Origin of the sequence: Paenibacillus sp. ACRRY, assembly GCF_022346995.1 — a bacterium.
Lineage (GTDB): Bacteria > Bacillota > Bacilli > Paenibacillales > Paenibacillaceae > Paenibacillus.
The window spans coordinates 92,320-107,510 of record NZ_JAKRNM010000006.1 but is presented as its reverse complement, the minus strand read 5'-3'; the positions used below and the strand labels follow the sequence as shown (position 1 = coordinate 107,510).

The window sequence follows — 15,191 nt, the reverse complement described above, 5'->3', positions numbered from 1 at the left end:
CACTCACCTCTTACACCGATACAGGCGCTTTGATAGCTGGGTGATGTTTGTACCCGATAAACTCAAAGTCCTCGTATACATAATCGTCGATGCTCTCAGGCTTACGTTTAATGTGTAGTTGAGGCAGTGGGTATGGTTCACGTGTAAGTTGTTCTCTGACCTGATCAATATGATCGTTATAAATGTGCACATCTCCACCGGACCAAATGAATTCTCCTACCTCTAAATCGCATTGTTGAGCAATCATATGTGTCAGTAATGCATAGCTGGCGATATTGAACCCAAGCCCAAGGAACGAATCCACCGATCTCATATTTAGCATGCAAGATAACTTCCCGCCATTAACATAGAACTGAAATGCATAATGACAAGGAGGCAATGCCATTCTTGCAAGATCACTAGGGTTCCAAGCAATAACAAGATGCCTTCTGCTGTCAGGATTATTTCTGATGTTTGAAATGATGTCTTGCAACTGATCTACACTGCCCCAATGAGTGGGCCAGTACCTCCACTGAAAACCGTACACCGGACCAAGATCGCCGTTTTCATCGGACCATTCATCCCAAATTGTGACTCCGTTATCTTTTAAATACTGAGTGTTTGTACTGCCAGAGATAAACCACAACAACTCATGTATTACTGATTTGAGATGTATACGCTTCGTTGTTATAAGAGGGAAACCCTCGGACAAGTCCCATCTCAGCTGTCGGCCGAACACTGATAGCGTTCCTGTGCCGGTTCGATCTCCCTTGGCTTTACCGTTATCTAATATGTCTTGTAGTAGTTCTAGATAGTTACGCATCCTGTCCGTCCTCTCTCAGCCACGTTTTAGCAAAACCAATTGCCAGCTTTAATCCTTCAATTTTTCCTTCTAATCTTCTAGCTGTATCCATTTCGCGTCTTTTTACTGCTCCTTTGAATAGTTCATTGAGTGTGTCAACTTTCTTTTCTAATTCCGAAATGAATTCGTTTTTATCCATGTTATACATCCTTTGTATCCTCCTTGGGTATAGACTCCCTACCCTCTCCCTTTTTCAGCACGCCTTTTCGCTTCAATCTGATTGCGTTATTGCTTGGTTTGATAAACTCTTTCATCATGACCATCTTCCCTTGCTTGTCGTATTGCCACCCATCCTTACCTGTACCTCTGCAGTCCGGGCAAGCGTATCCTGTGTCCCAGATTCCTACTCGTTCGATCCCAACGCCGTTACACCATTTGCAGTTTGGTAATTGATCCATTAAATATTCTTCTGTTTGTTTATATAGTTCGTAATCCTTTTCCCAGTAATTTCTGATGTACTTTTTAGTTCGGCGTGACACGCCTTTACCAAGCTTGTATACGTAGTTGAAATGTTTATCATTAGTCATTCTCATGCTTCATCCCTACCCTCTAGTAAGTGTGGGTGTTCCCAAATGGTCCCGATCACTTCTGAGCAATACAGAACCCGATGCAACAACCACGACCCGGCGCATAGTTCCATTCGTTCGTTGAAACTTACTCGATAATTGTTGTCGATCTTTATTGCTCCCTCGAACGGGTGGTCTTTGATTTGGATGATGTCATCCTCATATATCTCTTTTCCATTCTTGTCCTTTAGTCCGATGTACTGCATGAGCTGAAACATTTCTAATGTATCTGTAACTGAGTTGTCGCCTTCGTTAAGCGTTACTGTACCTTCTCTGAAGTTGATGCACTCTACTGGCAACATGACGCCCTGAACCGAATCCCACGCTCTATATCGTATCTCTATCATTCTGTATCCGCTCCTTCCCCACCCAAATGCGGTTGTACGCGGTTTTTAGGTAAACTGACTACCATGAATGCCCCGAAGTCTGTTAACGCGTCCTCGCCCTTTATAGCGTCCTCTGGAATCCATATTTCACACTTGATACGATGGTATCCCTTGTGCTTTCCACTCCTTGATGGTGCGTGTACACTGGCATTGCCAGCTAATGGAGCGATTACCGTTAACCGATCCTCTTTGTTCATGTGTTCGGCAGTAGCGCAGATTACATCTTTCGATGCATCGAACAATACTTTTTTACTCATGCTTATCCGCTCCTTCCTTGGGAGCCAACAAACTTTCCCACGTTTCTTCTAGCATCATTCGTTTGGCTTCTTGGAGCGCCCGGATTATCACATCTATCGATTCCACTTTGTCAAAAGTCATTCGTACTGGCGTTTCCGCTGGTGGCGCAACCACTTTTTCGTTCATCTGCCGTTCTCCGATTGGTCCCGAATCTTTTGGTTGGAACGCTACTACGCCGCAAGGATAGTCCAGTTGAAGCAATCCTGGCGAAACATTGATATCACCTGTTCCGAACTCGATTTGTGTTTGACCTTCATGTTTGATAATTGGCATCTTTTATATCCTCCCTGATCTTTTCTTCCTCAACATTGAAAGTTTCTTTGAACGTGCTATATCCAGATCTATCGAATGTTCTTCTTTTGCCACACACTGTACAGGCAATTTCATACATTGGTTCATTCTGTGCAAACTCGTAGATATCAACGACCCACATATCTAACAAGCGCCATTTGTGAAAGCACAAAGGTTCTGGCGTCTTCCTTTTCCTTCTCCACTTGAAGTCCCACACTCTATATCCTCCTTAGTAGGGAGAGGCCCGAAGGCCCTAACCCATAAATAACCGCTATTATCGTTGTATCATTTGTTTTAAGATAGAGTTTCGAAAGGTGTGATCCCATGAGAATGGAAACCAGCGCTATGGCTGAAGCGCATATGGAATATTTAAAATCCGATCCAGCACATGCAGCGGAAATGCGAACCTACGATACAGTCGCTGAACACTTTTATCATTACCTCGTCAATGTCCAACGTTTGTTACCAGACACCGCACGCGGCATTGTTGATGACTTCCAAGCGGACCTTGAGCGGCAGTAACTGTCACTCTTGGTTCCCCTCTCCTTCCTGAGCAAAATAGGTTCTTGCGATTTCTGCACAGCTTGCGCCGCGCAAATTAACACCACCATGTTCGGCTATTTCTTCAAGTGCGAACCGTGCCTCTTCAAGCTTCTTAGCCTGCTTTTTTTCCGACTGTAGCAAGCGTGTAATTTGTTCACCTTGCCGAATACCCATTGTTGCTATTTCCTCGTTTTGTTCTTTTAATCGATTTATGGTGTACTGCCTACCTGTGAGAAATATTTCTTTCTCTTCAAGCTTCTTGAGTAGATAAGCGATATATTCAGGAGCATTGGCCGCCAAGTGGTTATCCTCTTCTTTCAAGAATCCGCCGATGCCCACCTTTGGATTTTGCTTTGACACGATCTCATTCCCGTTGTCGAACCATTCTGGTGTAGCTGCCGCCAACGCTTGTTTGATTTCATCTATCTTACTCATGACTGTTCTTCCTCCCCGATAAAATTGTTGACATACTCTTTCCCAAATTCAGCCGCTTGTTCAATCGTTTCAAACTCAGCCTTATTCCAAAGTGAGTTATACCTTTTGTCATCTGCTTTTCGTTGTATCAAACAGTAGTACATCCCTGTGTGGTTTCGTCTGATTGAAATAACACATTTTTTATACCTGCCGTCATAGTGTCCATGAAGATCCCACTTATTTGGTCTTCGGTAGATAAGTTTCATCTATCTGTATATCCCTCCCTGGGAACCTAATTCGTGAAGAGCACATCTTCCGGACGGAAGTTAAAGTACATGTCCTTATAGCCATCAATTCCAGCTATGCGAGCTAGACAAAAGAGTGTTCCCGCCGAAACGTGGCGGAATTTCTTCCCCTTCTTGATCACGTCACGACAATAGGTTCCTCCTCCTGGTTGAACCTGTAATTGGACCACCGTATCTTTTCGAAATTTGATATATAGGCTGTTTACCTGCTCAGGCGATAAATTTTGTTCCTGCATGTATATCCCTCCCTGGGAAAGAGGCCCTATGACCTCAAAATAGCTTTTATCCTTCGCCTCTGTGGATGTCAGTCAATGCACTCCACGTTTGTCGTTTGATATCCTCCAACACCTCGAAAACTTCATGCGGTGTCAAACCATCGTTCTCGATCATTTCGATCATGCCTGTAACCACAAATGCATGTGCTCGGTTTGTTCCGTCGAATCTCAATTTATCTGCTGCCATGTGTGTTATCTCTCCTTTGGTGGGCCTATACCCTGTGAAATCAAAATATTAAAGTTGGCTGCACAACCGCTGTACGCCGCTCTGCTATCTCAACGTTATGTGGTCCCATTTCAATAATTGTGCAATCCCGGTTGTTCTCCATGGCGACTTTCAACGTTGTACCACTACCTCCAAACGGATCAAGTACATTTCCTCCTGTCGGTGCGCCTGCCAAAATACAAGGCTCAATCAACCATTCAGGGAATACAGCGAAGTGCGCTTCTGAAAACTGTGCTGTTGAACCAGTCCACACCGACCGTTTGTTCCGGGATCCGGAATTGTTACCAACAGCCTTCATTAAGCTTTTTGCACCACCGTTGGCCCTTTCTGATCCCTTCTGGCCCTCAATGTCCTGAGCTAATCTATTCAGACTGCTTTCTGCCATCTGCTCCATAACTGATTCGATGTCGTAGTAATAACATTCCGATTTTGATAAGAGAAAAAAGTATTCGTGTGCTTTTGTTGGACGATCCCGTACACTCTCTGGCATTGGATTTGTTTTATTCCAAATGTTGTCCATTCTCAGATACCATCCGTCCGCCTGAAGCGCGAATGCCACGCGCCAAGGTATCCCAACCAAGTCTTTTGATTTCAATCCACTAGGTACTTTGGGTATTTTTGTTTGCGGTCCGCCCGGAGAGGGAACATACACTTCCTTTTGATCTTGTGTGTTGCTCCATGCTCCTTTACTGCTGCCCGCGTAACTATCTCCAAAGTTCACCCATGCTGTACCTTCGGGACGCAGCACACGCCATACCTCGCGGAATACCACAACCATGTGAGCGACGAACATTTCCGGCGTAGGCTCCAAACCCAAGCATCCGGTCCACTCAGGCACAGTAATTGGCGGCAATCCTGGCATCGGTGCGTATGTCGTCTCCGCCCAATATGATGGCTCCAGGCCGTAATCACGCAGACCCCAGTATGGTGGAGACGTTACGCAAGTATGGAATGATTCCGGATCCAACTGAGGCATAACGTCTATGCAGTTTCCTGTGATGATCATGTTGCCTATCCCCTCCCTATCCCCTAATGGGGACCTATGTGTCTTTGTATGGGTGATAACTCAAGCCTTTTTGCGTCTGAAATTCCACTCTGGTTTTTCTTTCGGGAATATCATGTACACTTCACCGATCACTTTCCCTTTGTCGTCTTTGATAATGTCCCAAGGTATCTCTGAAAAGTAAGGGTCATATCTCACTTCCTCTGGCTTATGCATGCTTTACCTCCGTTCATTTGGTGAGCTGCTTGCCGAGTTCTTGTATCTCTTTGCCAACATTGCATTGTTTGTTGCAATGGTTATCTATTTTCGAAAAGTTGCTACCATGTTGTTTTGCTAGTTCATAATGTGTTTTGCATCCGTTACATTTCCGATCCATCAGCAAATTGATTTCGTTTAGTACATTGAATCTTTTCATAAGCCCGTATGACCGAAACCGCCGTCACCGCGTTCACTATCGCTTAATTCCTCTGCTTCTTCAAAGCTGACTCTTACCACAGGAGCAATAACGCCTTGTGCGATCTTCATGCCTTTTTCGATCTTGACATTATTCATCACGAACATATTCATCAGGTCATCACCATCATTTAAATAATCAACAATAATTCCAACCTCACCACGGTAACCGGCATCTACAGTGCCCAGCTGCACACGCAACTTTGAATTAAGTGTAAGTCCTGATCGTGGACGGATCTGCATTTCATAACCTTCAGGAATCTCAAAAGCCAAACCCGTTGGCACTTTCATCGTTTTTCCAGGAGAAATAATTACATCTTCGAGCGCTACCAAATCAAAACCCGAGTCTCCTGGCTTGGCGTATACAGGAATTGTTGCTTCAGGATGAAGCTTTTTGATTTTTACGTTCATGAGATTTTCTTCCTTCCTTTGTGTAGGCTCCATTAATTTGAGTTTTCCAGATTCAACATTCCGTCTAAGGTTCTCTTTGAAAGACAATGGTGGTCGTGTAGCTGCTTCCAACGGATCTTCACCTTTGTTTACACGTGAATACCAAGTACCTTTCTTTATGTCGTGGGCTTTTGCGACCTCTTTGTAATCGTCCCAATAATATTTTGGATAAATCATATTATCACCTCAGTTCGTTGTTATACGACTTTTTCGAACTCAATCTCGATCCGTGGATTCTTTTTATCCACTTCGTAATCCATTATTTGTGGCAATGCCGTCTTATCATCTTCATAAATACCACCGCTCTCTAGAGCGTCCAGGAGCGCTTTTAAGGTATTATGTGTGTCACGCCTCTTGTTGTCAGGGAAGAAGTACCAAAGCCTCACAATGACCTTCCCTGAGGTCGTAGGCCACATGTTTTTGCTTCGCCATAGCATCGCTTGCAGAGCAGCTTCTTCAAACCATTCTTTTGCCTTTGGTTTCATCACTTTTATTAGCCGTCTGCCGATCCTAGTATTTTGGTACATATGATTAACGCTTGGTGCGCTACCAAGGAGGATTAATCTTTCCATGAGCTCTCACCTCCAAATATCCCACTCGGACGAGAAGTTATCTTATTTAAATTCGCCTGATCCACCGCAAGAACGAAAAGCTCCAAGACTGGCCTTCTAAAATATTTGGCTATGCTTGTTAAAGAATGATTTTGTTCCCACATCTCTCTAAACTCTAAAACGTCCTTGATTCTCCAAGTGAAGTTCAATTCTTCACAGGCGATGTGTATTTTGCTAATACCAGATTTAGTTGTGTATATCCGATCCCATTTATTCGCTTTCGCATCTTGCGCGCCCATCCTCTATCACTCCCATGCGCTTAAGGTACTCTTTTGATGCTTCTATCCGAATGTCATAGTCCAGATAATCATCTTGAGTTGTATTGATCAGTTCGTTTTCCGTCATCTTTTCAAGTGGACCCATGTCCTCACCTCGCTACATGATATGAACTCGATCATAGTTAACGAATTTACCATAGTTCTTCATGTTCACCATTTCAGCTGTGCCGGTTCTGCCATTCCGATTCTTGGATACGATCATCTCAATGATGTTTTTCTTCTCAGACTCAGCGTTATAGTAGTCATCCCGATAGAGGAATGTAATTGTGTCTGCATCCTGCTCAATGTTTCCCGACTCTCTCAGGTCTGACATCATCGGACGCTTATCCTGACGCTGTTCTACGGTCCTACTAAGCTGAGCCAGGGCAACTACAGGACAATCGTTTTCACGGGCCATCTGCTTCAAACTGGAGCTTATATGGCCCACTTCTTCGTTCCGGTTCTTGTTATTGAATTTGCCGCCGCCTTTAATTAGTTGCAGATAATCGATGAACACAATAAGTTCCGGGCATTTCTTTTTCAATTTCCGCACCGCAGACCTTATTTCTTGAACCGATAATCCAGGGCGATCATCAATATAAATGTCTAACTGTGCTAGTTCAGATAAACCAAGTGTGTATTTCTCCCATTCCTCATCATATAGATCTCCTTCACTCACGCGATGACCATCAATATTACATTCAGCTGCTATCATCCGGTCATAGAGTTGCATGTCAGGCATCTCTAGGCTGAATATAGCGACCGTCAGGCCGTCTTTACCGTTCCGGACGGCATTGTTAAGAAGGAAGGCAGTCTTGCCCACAGAGGGCCTTGCAGCGACTATATTGAGGGTCTGCTTTTTCCACTTGCCGGTTATCTCATCCAGATCTTTACCGACTGTTCCAGCACCTGTTGCCTGACCTTCATATTTCTTTCTGTCGATCTCGTCCGAGTGTTCCATAATCCCATCACTAATGTGTTTGAAACCATCTGCACTTCTGCTTTGATCTGAAAGCGACTCTGATAGATCCATAAGTTCTGCAGCCAGTTCTTTCGGGTCATTTACTCCACTGCTCAGAAGGTCTTGTATTGTACGCATACCCACTCTCATGAGATAGCGATCCTTTACAATTCGTTCGTGTGTAGCAAAGTCATTAACACTTGGTACCGATTGGCTAAGTTTGAGAAGGTAGCTGACGCCACCGACATCGTTCAGTTCTTCTTTCATCTCGTTTGAAAGGGTTACGACATCAACACCGATTTCCTTTTCCCTGAGCGATACCATGGCGCCAAATATCTTTTGATGATCAGCATGGAAGAACTCTTCCTCCGTTAAAAGCGATTCGTATATCAAATCCGGTTGAATAATGATGGATCCGAGTACTGATTGTTCGGCTTCTAAGTTGTAATAGCTCATGACTTTTTCGCCTTATGTTCAGCAATTGTTTTTCGCATCCACTCTTCCTTACTGAGTCCTTCTTTTTTCCAAGGCAGCTCAGCGGGAACCTTTTTCCTCAAACGTTCTTGCTCATCAAGCATCTGTCTTGTACGCTGAATCTCTCGATCGGCTACAATGCGTGCGTTCGGTTTAACAATCTCGGCAATGGAAGGAGCGAACTTACTTTCCCGAATATGCTCCTTCGCATTTGCCCAGCAGTTTTCCGACTCAGCTTCTTGCAATTCTTCAAGCCAATTCTCTGCAATATCCCGATCCACTTTCCAACTTGGATAACTGGATGCGAGTTTCTTGAATAGCTTTAATGCATCCTGTCTTTCCATGAGGCACCTCCTACATGTCGTTCAAAAAGGCTAACCGATCATTTGTCTCTTCCTTCGCTTTGTTCTTTTCGTTCCATTGTTCCAACGTTTTAATATTTTGAAGGATCGTTTTGTTAGCTATCGCTTCAAAATAAGGAACAGATTTGTTTTCGGACTTCTTCATAAAAAGTTCGATAAGATCCATATCAAGAATGCCGATATAAGATTCAACTTTCTCAAGTTCGAAGATTCCTTTGCACTGAATCTTGTACTTTTTAATCCAAGAGGATATAGCTTCTTTATCATTCTCTACATTCTCTACATTCTCTACATTCTTTACATTCTTTACATTCTTGTTTGTGGTCATCTGTTGGTCATCTGTTGGTCTTTTGTTGGTCATCTGTTGGTCAATTTGATGGTCATTACTAGAGTCATCACCTTGATAAAACGCCCAGTTATCAATGCTTACGATGCTGAATTTGTTGGTCTTTTTGATGGTCAGAAAACCACTACTTTGTAGCTTCTCTAACCACCTATATACGGTCTTTTCCCCGGTCACTTTATCACTGTGTTTTAGGCCGTTATTGTACAGTTCATGAATGTCATAACGACCTGTTACAAACTCTCCTGGCATCAGATGAACCGTCTGTTTATCAATGAGTTGATCACGTTCTTTATGTGTTGCTTCGGTCAGGCATATCATCCATAACCGAAACAACTGGTGATCATTGAAGATTGAACTGTCTCTTATCTTACGGTGCAGCTTAATCCAGCCTTTGCCGGCCATGTCACCACCTACTCGTTAGTTAGTTCCTTGAGCGTCAATAAATCTTCAATTTTCGGCACTCGTACCGGCAGTACGATATAATTGATGTTTTCGAAACACAATGGAGCCATCACGCCTACAGAACCGATATTTTGAAATCCGATATTTTTATCGACAGCCTGCAAGTAAGCTTCTTGGATGTAAACAAAGTACTCATCGGTTTTAAATATACGAAGGTTACCCAGGCTTTCTTGATCAACTAAAAATTTTGTGTATTTAGCCGGGATATGATCATTAATTAGTTCATTCACACCTCTGACAGCCACATTGGTCAATGGTTCGTAATTATAAGCAGACGTACTCAGACATGTACCTTCATCTGGTTGATCGCCGAATATTGATAGCAATAGTAACTTCACTTCTCTTGGCACTGAATCAAAATCAATCATCCATTTGCGATTGGATATCGAATGGACCCCGTTTTTTAAAGACCAGATCAAGCAGTTTTTATCAGCCTTAATCTGTTTGCAAAGACCTTTTATATTCAGCCCATTATTCATTGATTTTTGCCCTCCTGTATAAACGATCTCTATACTCTTCCGCCCACTCTTTTCCCGCCTGTGTGTAATCAATAATGTTATGGCAGGTCCCGGTATTCACACTGGGACCGCACAACATAGCAACGTCATTTACTGTTGTTTCGACTTCAACTTTCCAACGTCTTATCAAATGAGCACATTGAAGGTAATCGCACTTACCACATCGTTCACAGCGACCTCCAGAACGCTCAAGAGCCGCTTCATATACCTCGGAGGTGATTCGTCCACGTTCCTTGGCAGTACGCTTAAAACGCTTGTGCTTTGGCTTAGGTACTGCCCTTAATTCAAAGTTCATTGAGTACCCTCCTCATTAAAAAGGTAGGTCATCATCTGAGATATCAATAGGTTTACCATCATCACGGAACGGGTCCTGATTACTAGACTGATAAGGTTCACGCTCGTTCGGATCACCTTGACTACTATTTCCTCCGAGGAATCTTACGTTGTCTGCAACAACCTCAGTGATGTAACGTGTTCCATTCTCTGATTCCCATCTACGAATCTGCAATCTACCTTCTACCGCATTCAGTCTGCCTTTCTTGAGGTAGTTCGCTACCGTCTCAGCCAGCTGCTTCCATACAACAATGTTGATAAAATCCGTTTCTTTATTTCCGTTACCATTTGTAAAAGGACGATCCACCGCGAGTGTGAATGTTGCCGTTGCCGTTCCATTAGGCAAGTAACGCAATTCTGGATCTTTCGTGGCGCGACCAATAAGAATGATTCGATTGAGTGACATCTATTTTTCCTCCTGAGGTTCTTTAGCTTGGATTCGTTCATTCAGCGTGCTCAAAAACTCTTGCCCTTGTTTCTCTGTGATTCCCATGAGAGGGAAACCATACAGTTTTTTCGTTTGGGCATCTATCTTATCCGGGCTTAGTCCAAGTGCGTTCCAGGCTTCAAGTAACTGCCCTCTTAACTCAGCCGTTGCCACTTTCTCTCCAGACTCCAACCATTCAAGAAGCTTTTGTCCCGTCTCAACACCAGGAACAAATTCTTCTCCATCAAACAACCCTGTGCGATCCTTGGATACAGAAGCGATATGATGCGCTGATAGGTCCATTACAAGTGTGAACTCATATTCCAATCCATCACGCTGCACTGGTGCCATACCGACCTTACGTGGCACCTGTTTGCCTTTCTCGTTTGCCTCAAGAACGTATTCTGTCTTAGAACGCATAGTCACGAATATATGAGCAGAACATTGCAGAATAGCCTCTACCATTTTGTTCTGTTTAGGAGTTAACTCACCCCATGCAGTAAAGCTGTTTTTTGTCTTAGATAATTTATCTTTCTGTTCGATGATCCCACCTTCTCCGGCCCATGCATGGGATAGAGAATCAACAATAATCGCCTGCACACCATAGTCTTCAAAAGCTTTGATAGCCTCAATGTACTTTTCCGTGGTGTAAGGTGGCTCTATATCGATCTTTGGGAACTCTGGAATGTGCACGCCTGCTTTAGTAGTCTCAGCATACAAATCCGCGCTCCGGTTCTCTGTATCAATGAGGCCGACTTTCTCCCAGTCTCCAGTCATGCCATATGCCATCAATAGAGCAGACAGGGTTTTGCCCGATCCGCTCGGGCCTGTCATGCCAATCCGCGCCTTAGTTACCGTTCGTTGTGCTTTACGTATCAACATATAATCACCGCACCCTCAAGGATTTTTCTTGGACCAAAGCTACACCTGGGATCTCGTAAGAACCCTTCTTCAGTTCATCCAATAGCCGCTTCTTATCCAGTACCGGCACTACTTCAGGAATACGGAAATAATCTTTTGGTATAGCAGACTCATCCACGACATTCACTTTTGGTGGGTTGTTTTGCATTGAGACAGTGAACAAAGTGCCCTTTACCTTGGACATATCCATAGAAACCATCGATTGTTCAATGTTGGATTTCAAGTAACTGATATTGTTCGAAAGAGTAGACTTCCGGCTGCTAAGACGCTTGATTTCAGCGTCAATAGCACTAACATCGGACTCCAAAGACTTCATCACTTTGACGGTGTTTTCGATCTTTTCTTCGATCTTCCCACCAATTCCATCAAGCATGCGTTGCAGTTCTTCGTTGTTAGCTTCATCCTGTAGATGATCCAGTAAATCGTTATATTGTTCAGCCAAGTCATAAAGTCGCATCTTTACAACCTCCAATTATTTTGTTATATTGACCGTAATAATTTTGATAAAACAATTAATTCGCGACTTCGGCCCCCACCGAGGTCGTTTTTCGTTCCAATTCATTTTTCGCATCTTGTAAGATAGCAATAATTTCAGGCAGATCATAACGTAAGAAGTGACCTGTTTCCGTCAGAATGCTAGATGCGGAATTCCCCTGAACGTCTGTATTTACGGCTAACTGTTCTAGCTTCCGGATTGCTCTTTGGATTGGTTTTTCCATCTTCGTTTGCTCCCTTCATTTCACGTCTGATACGATCGTAGTTGTTACGTTGTGTTTGGTTTTCGAATACAAACTTGGGATAAGCTCCATCAACGAACCGTCCACCCGATAAACTTAGCGCGAATCGATCCTCGAACTTGTCACTCGCTTTAATGCGAACTTGCATCTGCATATTATTCATCCTCTACTGTGATTACTGTTCCTTGCGCTTCAAACAAACAACGTGTGCAGCAGTACCGATCCTCGCCGAAGCGATCTACATAATCCCCTTCGTAAATCTCGCCTTCACATGCTGGATTAGCACAGTGTGCAACCACCCTCGCATCTTGTGCATCTTTCAATCCATGTTCAAATCTGTCCATCTCTATCACCACTTCCCCAGAGAAACATTACTATTGCTACATTCATCAACAGCCACCAACCAACCCAGAACATTACGATTTAGGCCATCTTGCTTTGTTTTTTTCTACTGCAGCTTGCAGAATACCCATGCGTTCTCCCGTTGTTAGCGCCATCCACGATCTTGGAGTTATTTTCAAAGTAATCATCCTCTCAAATTTGGCTTTCGAGAAACTTGATCGTAGCTTGCATACCTTCGTTACCAGTCCATTGTGTTTTAGCGCGGTCAAGGAAGTTGATAAGCTGCTCTTTAGAACAGTTGCGATCTTTGCAATTTAAGTAAGCAGCGGTTAATGATTCAGTAGGTGTTGGCATTTAAACCATCCTTTCAAGTAGGTTTTTTGTTCCTTTCTGTTGAATATTGGTAGTTGTCCAGACTCACCAATCAAAACGAAAGGAGGTTCAATATTGAACGAATATCAATCGAAATTACTCAAAGCTGCTTATGATAACTACTTAAAAAATAGCGGTACATTGACTAGCCTGACCGTAAGTGGTCAAAGATGGTTTTACTACACAGAAGCTTTGATAAGACTTCAAGACGAGGAATACGTTATAGTTGATGAAAATACTGATTTAGAAACACAAAGCCTAGATTCTAGTCCGCTTATTTATCAACTGACTGGAAAAGGTCTGGCTTACTGTCGTCAACATTATTAGGATCAGGTGTGATTGGGAATGCGAACTTAGTTCTTATTTTTCTTTCGTATGGAAAATATGAGAAACACTCTTCCAAGTAAGGCACAAGTTCTTCAGGTTGCATTGTTTTTATTTCTTCCATGAACAGTTTGCAGAAGAGTAAGGCTCTTTCTTCTTTTGTCTTTATCTCTTCTGCATACTGAGCATCAATGAGAGTCACAAAGATATTTTGAAATCTTTTATCCAGATCAGACTGTTGTTCCATTCCGTTCACCCTCTCTAACACTCAAATATTTTTGAAACTATAAATCTTATAACAACGTATTGATAATCATATGAAGTAAGTTACACAGCTTTAAACTTGTTGATGAAGTAAACTTGGCCTTTACCAGTGATCTTAGGTGTTCTGGTAATTTTAGAACCTTCGCTAATGCTCAGCCTCTGACCAACTTTGATTTCCATGATTTCAAGTTCCATTGATCGTTGAGTAGGCATGTTGCGTTCGCTACCACCTTTGATGAGATATCCGTTTTGGCGAAGCCATTCAAACAACCTCTTTTCTCCGATATCAACACCGTTTTGCTTGAGAAGCTTTGACATATCAGCTACCAGGATAGAATCCTTGGAAGTTTCAAGTGCTTCAGCGAAGATAACCTTTGGCTTATCCTTCTCAGCCTGTAGTTCTAGCTGCTCACGTTTAGCACGTTCATCTTTTAGGTTGTTAGCTAGTTGGATGAGTGTATCTGGGTTAAGCAATACTTCTTCAAGTTTGTTAGGTGTGAGATATCCACCGTGCTTGCGGATAGCCGGCAGAATTTCATCAGCGACTTTCGCTTGGAACTTCTCCCCAACATCATTCTTGGCTTTCATTGCTAAGCGATAAAAAATGTTCTCAGGGATTGTTGTTCCTCCATCCCCACTTGTGGGGATGAAACCAAAGTCATTTAGATATTTGTTGACTCGTTCCCACCTAACAACAACATTCCCACTTCCTGCAGTCTGGGTAAAACCAAGACCTTTTGCCGCATCTTCGAGATTTAGATGCGCAACACCGTTCTGATCAATGAAGCCTCTAACACCACTTACTGTGATCAAACTACTCATCTTGAAGCCTCCTTCAATCCATCTTTCCATTGCAGCAAATCGGATTTATCAACTCTTCTCGATGCACCGACAATAAAGTTCGGTATGCCGCCATGATCAGGGTGAATCTGCATAAGCTCATACACCCTTTTTCTTGATAAAACCATAATGTCTGCGATGTCTTGAGCAGTTAATATTTCAGGTAACTGATCCCACGTGAACACTCTTCTTTTCGACATTTGATTCACCTCACTTATACAGTCACTTTCTCCTGCTTTTGCTTGGTCTTACGCGGATCATCGACTTCTTCGATGTAGAAATAATCATCGAATCTTCCACCGAAAATCTCCATAACACCAGCAATGAACTGATTGCCAGGCACATTGTTTCGAGGGTCTTCCACCGGCAGTTTGATTCTCCAGATCTGAGTTACATTCACATTCAGCAAATCAGCTAGTTCTTTGTCAGAAGCAATGTCTTTATCGATCTGTGCCTTCATGAGTTCTTTCACTCTCAAGCGAACGACGAACTTTTTCATGCGATCACCTCCCCTCTAGTTGCGTGATTGCAATTAATTTTTCGGGTGATTTCGTCCTCGCAATTTGATTATATTACACCGATTTCGAGGA

34 protein-coding genes are annotated in these 15,191 nt (G+C 43.1%); 2 read left to right on the top strand and 32 right to left on the bottom strand.

The features are described 5' to 3' along the window. Window positions 1-10 precede the first annotated feature (10 nt). Genes MH144_RS20785 through MH144_RS20755 form a run of 7 tightly spaced genes read right to left on the bottom strand, consistent with a single transcriptional unit; the run spans window position 11 to window position 2,598 of the window. Window positions 11-802 (bottom strand): thymidylate synthase, encoded by a 792-nt coding sequence (locus MH144_RS20785; protein WP_239303817.1) that lies wholly within the window; start codon window positions 800-802, stop codon window positions 11-13. Beyond that, complete coding sequence (locus tag MH144_RS20780) at window positions 795-989, bottom strand: hypothetical protein (RefSeq protein ID WP_239303815.1); 195 nt, start codon at window positions 987-989, stop codon at window positions 795-797. The genes MH144_RS20785 and MH144_RS20780 overlap by 8 nt, the downstream gene beginning before the upstream one ends. Then, window positions 982-1,368, bottom strand: coding sequence for a hypothetical protein (locus tag MH144_RS20775; protein ID WP_239303813.1), 387 nt, complete (start codon window positions 1,366-1,368; stop codon window positions 982-984). The genes MH144_RS20780 and MH144_RS20775 overlap by 8 nt, the downstream gene beginning before the upstream one ends. A 2-nt stretch (window positions 1,369-1,370) precedes the next feature. Continuing rightward, window positions 1,371-1,754 (bottom strand): YopX family protein, encoded by a 384-nt coding sequence (locus tag MH144_RS20770; RefSeq protein ID WP_239303811.1) that lies wholly within the window; start codon window positions 1,752-1,754, stop codon window positions 1,371-1,373. Continuing rightward, window positions 1,751-2,050: a hypothetical protein gene (locus MH144_RS20765; RefSeq protein WP_239303809.1), complete on the bottom strand. Its 300-nt coding sequence runs from the start codon at window positions 2,048-2,050 to the stop codon at window positions 1,751-1,753. Before MH144_RS20765 ends, MH144_RS20770 begins: the two co-directional genes overlap by 4 nt. Further along, window positions 2,043-2,363: a hypothetical protein gene (locus tag MH144_RS20760; protein WP_239303807.1), complete on the bottom strand. Its 321-nt coding sequence runs from the start codon at window positions 2,361-2,363 to the stop codon at window positions 2,043-2,045. Before MH144_RS20760 ends, MH144_RS20765 begins: the two co-directional genes overlap by 8 nt. Next, on the bottom strand, window positions 2,344-2,598 hold the full coding sequence (locus tag MH144_RS20755; RefSeq protein WP_239303805.1) for a hypothetical protein: 255 nt from the start codon (window positions 2,596-2,598) through the stop codon (window positions 2,344-2,346). Before MH144_RS20755 ends, MH144_RS20760 begins: the two co-directional genes overlap by 20 nt. 107 nt (window positions 2,599-2,705) lie before the next feature. Here MH144_RS20755 and MH144_RS20750 point away from each other — a divergent pair, with 107 nt between their 5' ends. Beyond that, on the top strand, window positions 2,706-2,903 hold the full coding sequence (locus MH144_RS20750; RefSeq protein ID WP_239303803.1) for a hypothetical protein: 198 nt from the start codon (window positions 2,706-2,708) through the stop codon (window positions 2,901-2,903). 3 nt (window positions 2,904-2,906) lie between these two features. Here the strand turns inward: MH144_RS20750 and MH144_RS20745 are convergent, their stop codons facing one another. From MH144_RS20745 to MH144_RS20655, 21 genes are all read right to left on the bottom strand, one after another. After that, window positions 2,907-3,359, bottom strand: coding sequence for a hypothetical protein (locus tag MH144_RS20745; protein WP_239303801.1), 453 nt, complete (start codon window positions 3,357-3,359; stop codon window positions 2,907-2,909). Next, the gene (locus tag MH144_RS30850; RefSeq protein ID WP_275440226.1) at window positions 3,356-3,490 is read right to left on the bottom strand and encodes a hypothetical protein; all 135 of its coding nucleotides are present in this window, start codon (window positions 3,488-3,490) and stop codon (window positions 3,356-3,358) included. The genes MH144_RS20745 and MH144_RS30850 overlap by 4 nt, the downstream gene beginning before the upstream one ends. 140 nt (window positions 3,491-3,630) lie before the next feature. Next, window positions 3,631-3,879: a hypothetical protein gene (locus MH144_RS20740; RefSeq protein ID WP_239303799.1), complete on the bottom strand. Its 249-nt coding sequence runs from the start codon at window positions 3,877-3,879 to the stop codon at window positions 3,631-3,633. A gap of 46 nt (window positions 3,880-3,925) precedes the next feature. Beyond that, complete coding sequence (locus tag MH144_RS20735; RefSeq protein WP_239303797.1) at window positions 3,926-4,105, bottom strand: hypothetical protein; 180 nt, start codon at window positions 4,103-4,105, stop codon at window positions 3,926-3,928. 40 nt (window positions 4,106-4,145) lie between these two features. Continuing rightward, window positions 4,146-5,150 (bottom strand): DNA-methyltransferase, encoded by a 1,005-nt coding sequence (locus MH144_RS20730; protein WP_239303795.1) that lies wholly within the window; start codon window positions 5,148-5,150, stop codon window positions 4,146-4,148. Window positions 5,151-5,210: 60 nt separating this feature from the next. Then, complete coding sequence (locus MH144_RS20725) at window positions 5,211-5,363, bottom strand: hypothetical protein (RefSeq protein ID WP_239303793.1); 153 nt, start codon at window positions 5,361-5,363, stop codon at window positions 5,211-5,213. A gap of 13 nt (window positions 5,364-5,376) precedes the next feature. Further along, the gene (locus MH144_RS31105; RefSeq protein WP_481857385.1) at window positions 5,377-5,523 is read right to left on the bottom strand and encodes a zinc-finger domain-containing protein; all 147 of its coding nucleotides are present in this window, start codon (window positions 5,521-5,523) and stop codon (window positions 5,377-5,379) included. 35 nt (window positions 5,524-5,558) lie between these two features. Beyond that, the gene (gene dut, locus MH144_RS20720) at window positions 5,559-6,011 is read right to left on the bottom strand and encodes a dUTP diphosphatase (RefSeq protein ID WP_239304086.1); all 453 of its coding nucleotides are present in this window, start codon (window positions 6,009-6,011) and stop codon (window positions 5,559-5,561) included. 236 nt (window positions 6,012-6,247) lie between these two features. Beyond that, window positions 6,248-6,622, bottom strand: a complete 375-nt coding sequence (locus MH144_RS20715) for a RusA family crossover junction endodeoxyribonuclease (protein WP_239303791.1) — start codon at window positions 6,620-6,622, stop codon at window positions 6,248-6,250. After that, on the bottom strand, window positions 6,610-6,900 hold the full coding sequence (locus tag MH144_RS20710) for a helix-turn-helix domain containing protein (RefSeq protein WP_239303789.1): 291 nt from the start codon (window positions 6,898-6,900) through the stop codon (window positions 6,610-6,612). Before MH144_RS20710 ends, MH144_RS20715 begins: the two co-directional genes overlap by 13 nt. Before the next feature lie 136 nt (window positions 6,901-7,036). Beyond that, entirely contained in the window at window positions 7,037-8,335 is a 1,299-nt protein-coding gene (gene dnaB, locus MH144_RS20705; RefSeq protein ID WP_239303787.1) for a replicative DNA helicase, read from the bottom strand. Continuing rightward, entirely contained in the window at window positions 8,332-8,697 is a 366-nt protein-coding gene (locus MH144_RS20700; RefSeq protein ID WP_239303785.1) for a hypothetical protein, read from the bottom strand. Before MH144_RS20700 ends, dnaB begins: the two co-directional genes overlap by 4 nt. A gap of 10 nt (window positions 8,698-8,707) precedes the next feature. Then, a complete protein-coding gene (locus MH144_RS20695) occupies window positions 8,708-9,463 on the bottom strand; it encodes a hypothetical protein (RefSeq protein WP_239303783.1) in 756 nt (251 codons plus the stop codon). Window positions 9,464-9,471: 8 nt separating this feature from the next. Then, window positions 9,472-10,002 (bottom strand): hypothetical protein, encoded by a 531-nt coding sequence (locus MH144_RS20690; protein ID WP_239303781.1) that lies wholly within the window; start codon window positions 10,000-10,002, stop codon window positions 9,472-9,474. Further along, window positions 9,995-10,336, bottom strand: coding sequence for an HNH endonuclease (locus MH144_RS20685; protein WP_239303779.1), 342 nt, complete (start codon window positions 10,334-10,336; stop codon window positions 9,995-9,997). Before MH144_RS20685 ends, MH144_RS20690 begins: the two co-directional genes overlap by 8 nt. Window positions 10,337-10,351: 15 nt before the next feature. Beyond that, window positions 10,352-10,780 carry a single-stranded DNA-binding protein gene (locus tag MH144_RS20680; RefSeq protein ID WP_239303777.1) on the bottom strand — a complete coding sequence of 143 codons (429 nt, stop codon included), beginning with the start codon at window positions 10,778-10,780 and terminating at the stop codon, window positions 10,352-10,354. Further along, window positions 10,781-11,683 carry an AAA family ATPase gene (locus tag MH144_RS20675; protein WP_239303775.1) on the bottom strand — a complete coding sequence of 301 codons (903 nt, stop codon included), beginning with the start codon at window positions 11,681-11,683 and terminating at the stop codon, window positions 10,781-10,783. A 4-nt stretch (window positions 11,684-11,687) separates the two neighbouring features. After that, window positions 11,688-12,164 (bottom strand): siphovirus Gp157 family protein, encoded by a 477-nt coding sequence (locus MH144_RS20670; protein WP_239303773.1) that lies wholly within the window; start codon window positions 12,162-12,164, stop codon window positions 11,688-11,690. 194 nt (window positions 12,165-12,358) lie between these two features. Continuing rightward, window positions 12,359-12,613, bottom strand: coding sequence for a hypothetical protein (locus tag MH144_RS20665; protein WP_239303772.1), 255 nt, complete (start codon window positions 12,611-12,613; stop codon window positions 12,359-12,361). Window position 12,614: 1 nt separating this feature from the next. Further along, window positions 12,615-12,803, bottom strand: a complete 189-nt coding sequence (locus MH144_RS20660; protein WP_239303771.1) for a hypothetical protein — start codon at window positions 12,801-12,803, stop codon at window positions 12,615-12,617. Window positions 12,804-12,993: 190 nt separating this feature from the next. After that, on the bottom strand, window positions 12,994-13,155 hold the full coding sequence (locus MH144_RS20655) for a hypothetical protein (RefSeq protein WP_239303769.1): 162 nt from the start codon (window positions 13,153-13,155) through the stop codon (window positions 12,994-12,996). 93 nt (window positions 13,156-13,248) lie between these two features. Between MH144_RS20655 and MH144_RS20650 the strand changes: the two genes are divergently transcribed. Further along, window positions 13,249-13,500, top strand: a complete 252-nt coding sequence (locus MH144_RS20650; RefSeq protein ID WP_239303767.1) for a hypothetical protein — start codon at window positions 13,249-13,251, stop codon at window positions 13,498-13,500. On the opposite strand, the gene MH144_RS20645 is transcribed toward MH144_RS20650, so the two are convergent. The 4 genes from MH144_RS20645 to MH144_RS20630 form a co-directional block, all read right to left on the bottom strand. After that, window positions 13,448-13,744, bottom strand: a complete 297-nt coding sequence (locus tag MH144_RS20645) for a hypothetical protein (RefSeq protein WP_239303765.1) — start codon at window positions 13,742-13,744, stop codon at window positions 13,448-13,450. The two genes, MH144_RS20650 and MH144_RS20645, sit on opposite strands and share 53 nt — an antisense overlap. Before the next feature lie 80 nt (window positions 13,745-13,824). After that, window positions 13,825-14,583: a phage antirepressor KilAC domain-containing protein gene (locus MH144_RS20640; RefSeq protein ID WP_239303763.1), complete on the bottom strand. Its 759-nt coding sequence runs from the start codon at window positions 14,581-14,583 to the stop codon at window positions 13,825-13,827. Beyond that, complete coding sequence (locus MH144_RS20635; protein WP_239303761.1) at window positions 14,580-14,801, bottom strand: helix-turn-helix domain-containing protein; 222 nt, start codon at window positions 14,799-14,801, stop codon at window positions 14,580-14,582. The genes MH144_RS20640 and MH144_RS20635 overlap by 4 nt, the downstream gene beginning before the upstream one ends. 14 nt (window positions 14,802-14,815) lie before the next feature. Then, window positions 14,816-15,100 (bottom strand): hypothetical protein, encoded by a 285-nt coding sequence (locus MH144_RS20630; protein ID WP_145333296.1) that lies wholly within the window; start codon window positions 15,098-15,100, stop codon window positions 14,816-14,818. Between the last annotated feature and the right edge of the window lie 91 nt (window positions 15,101-15,191).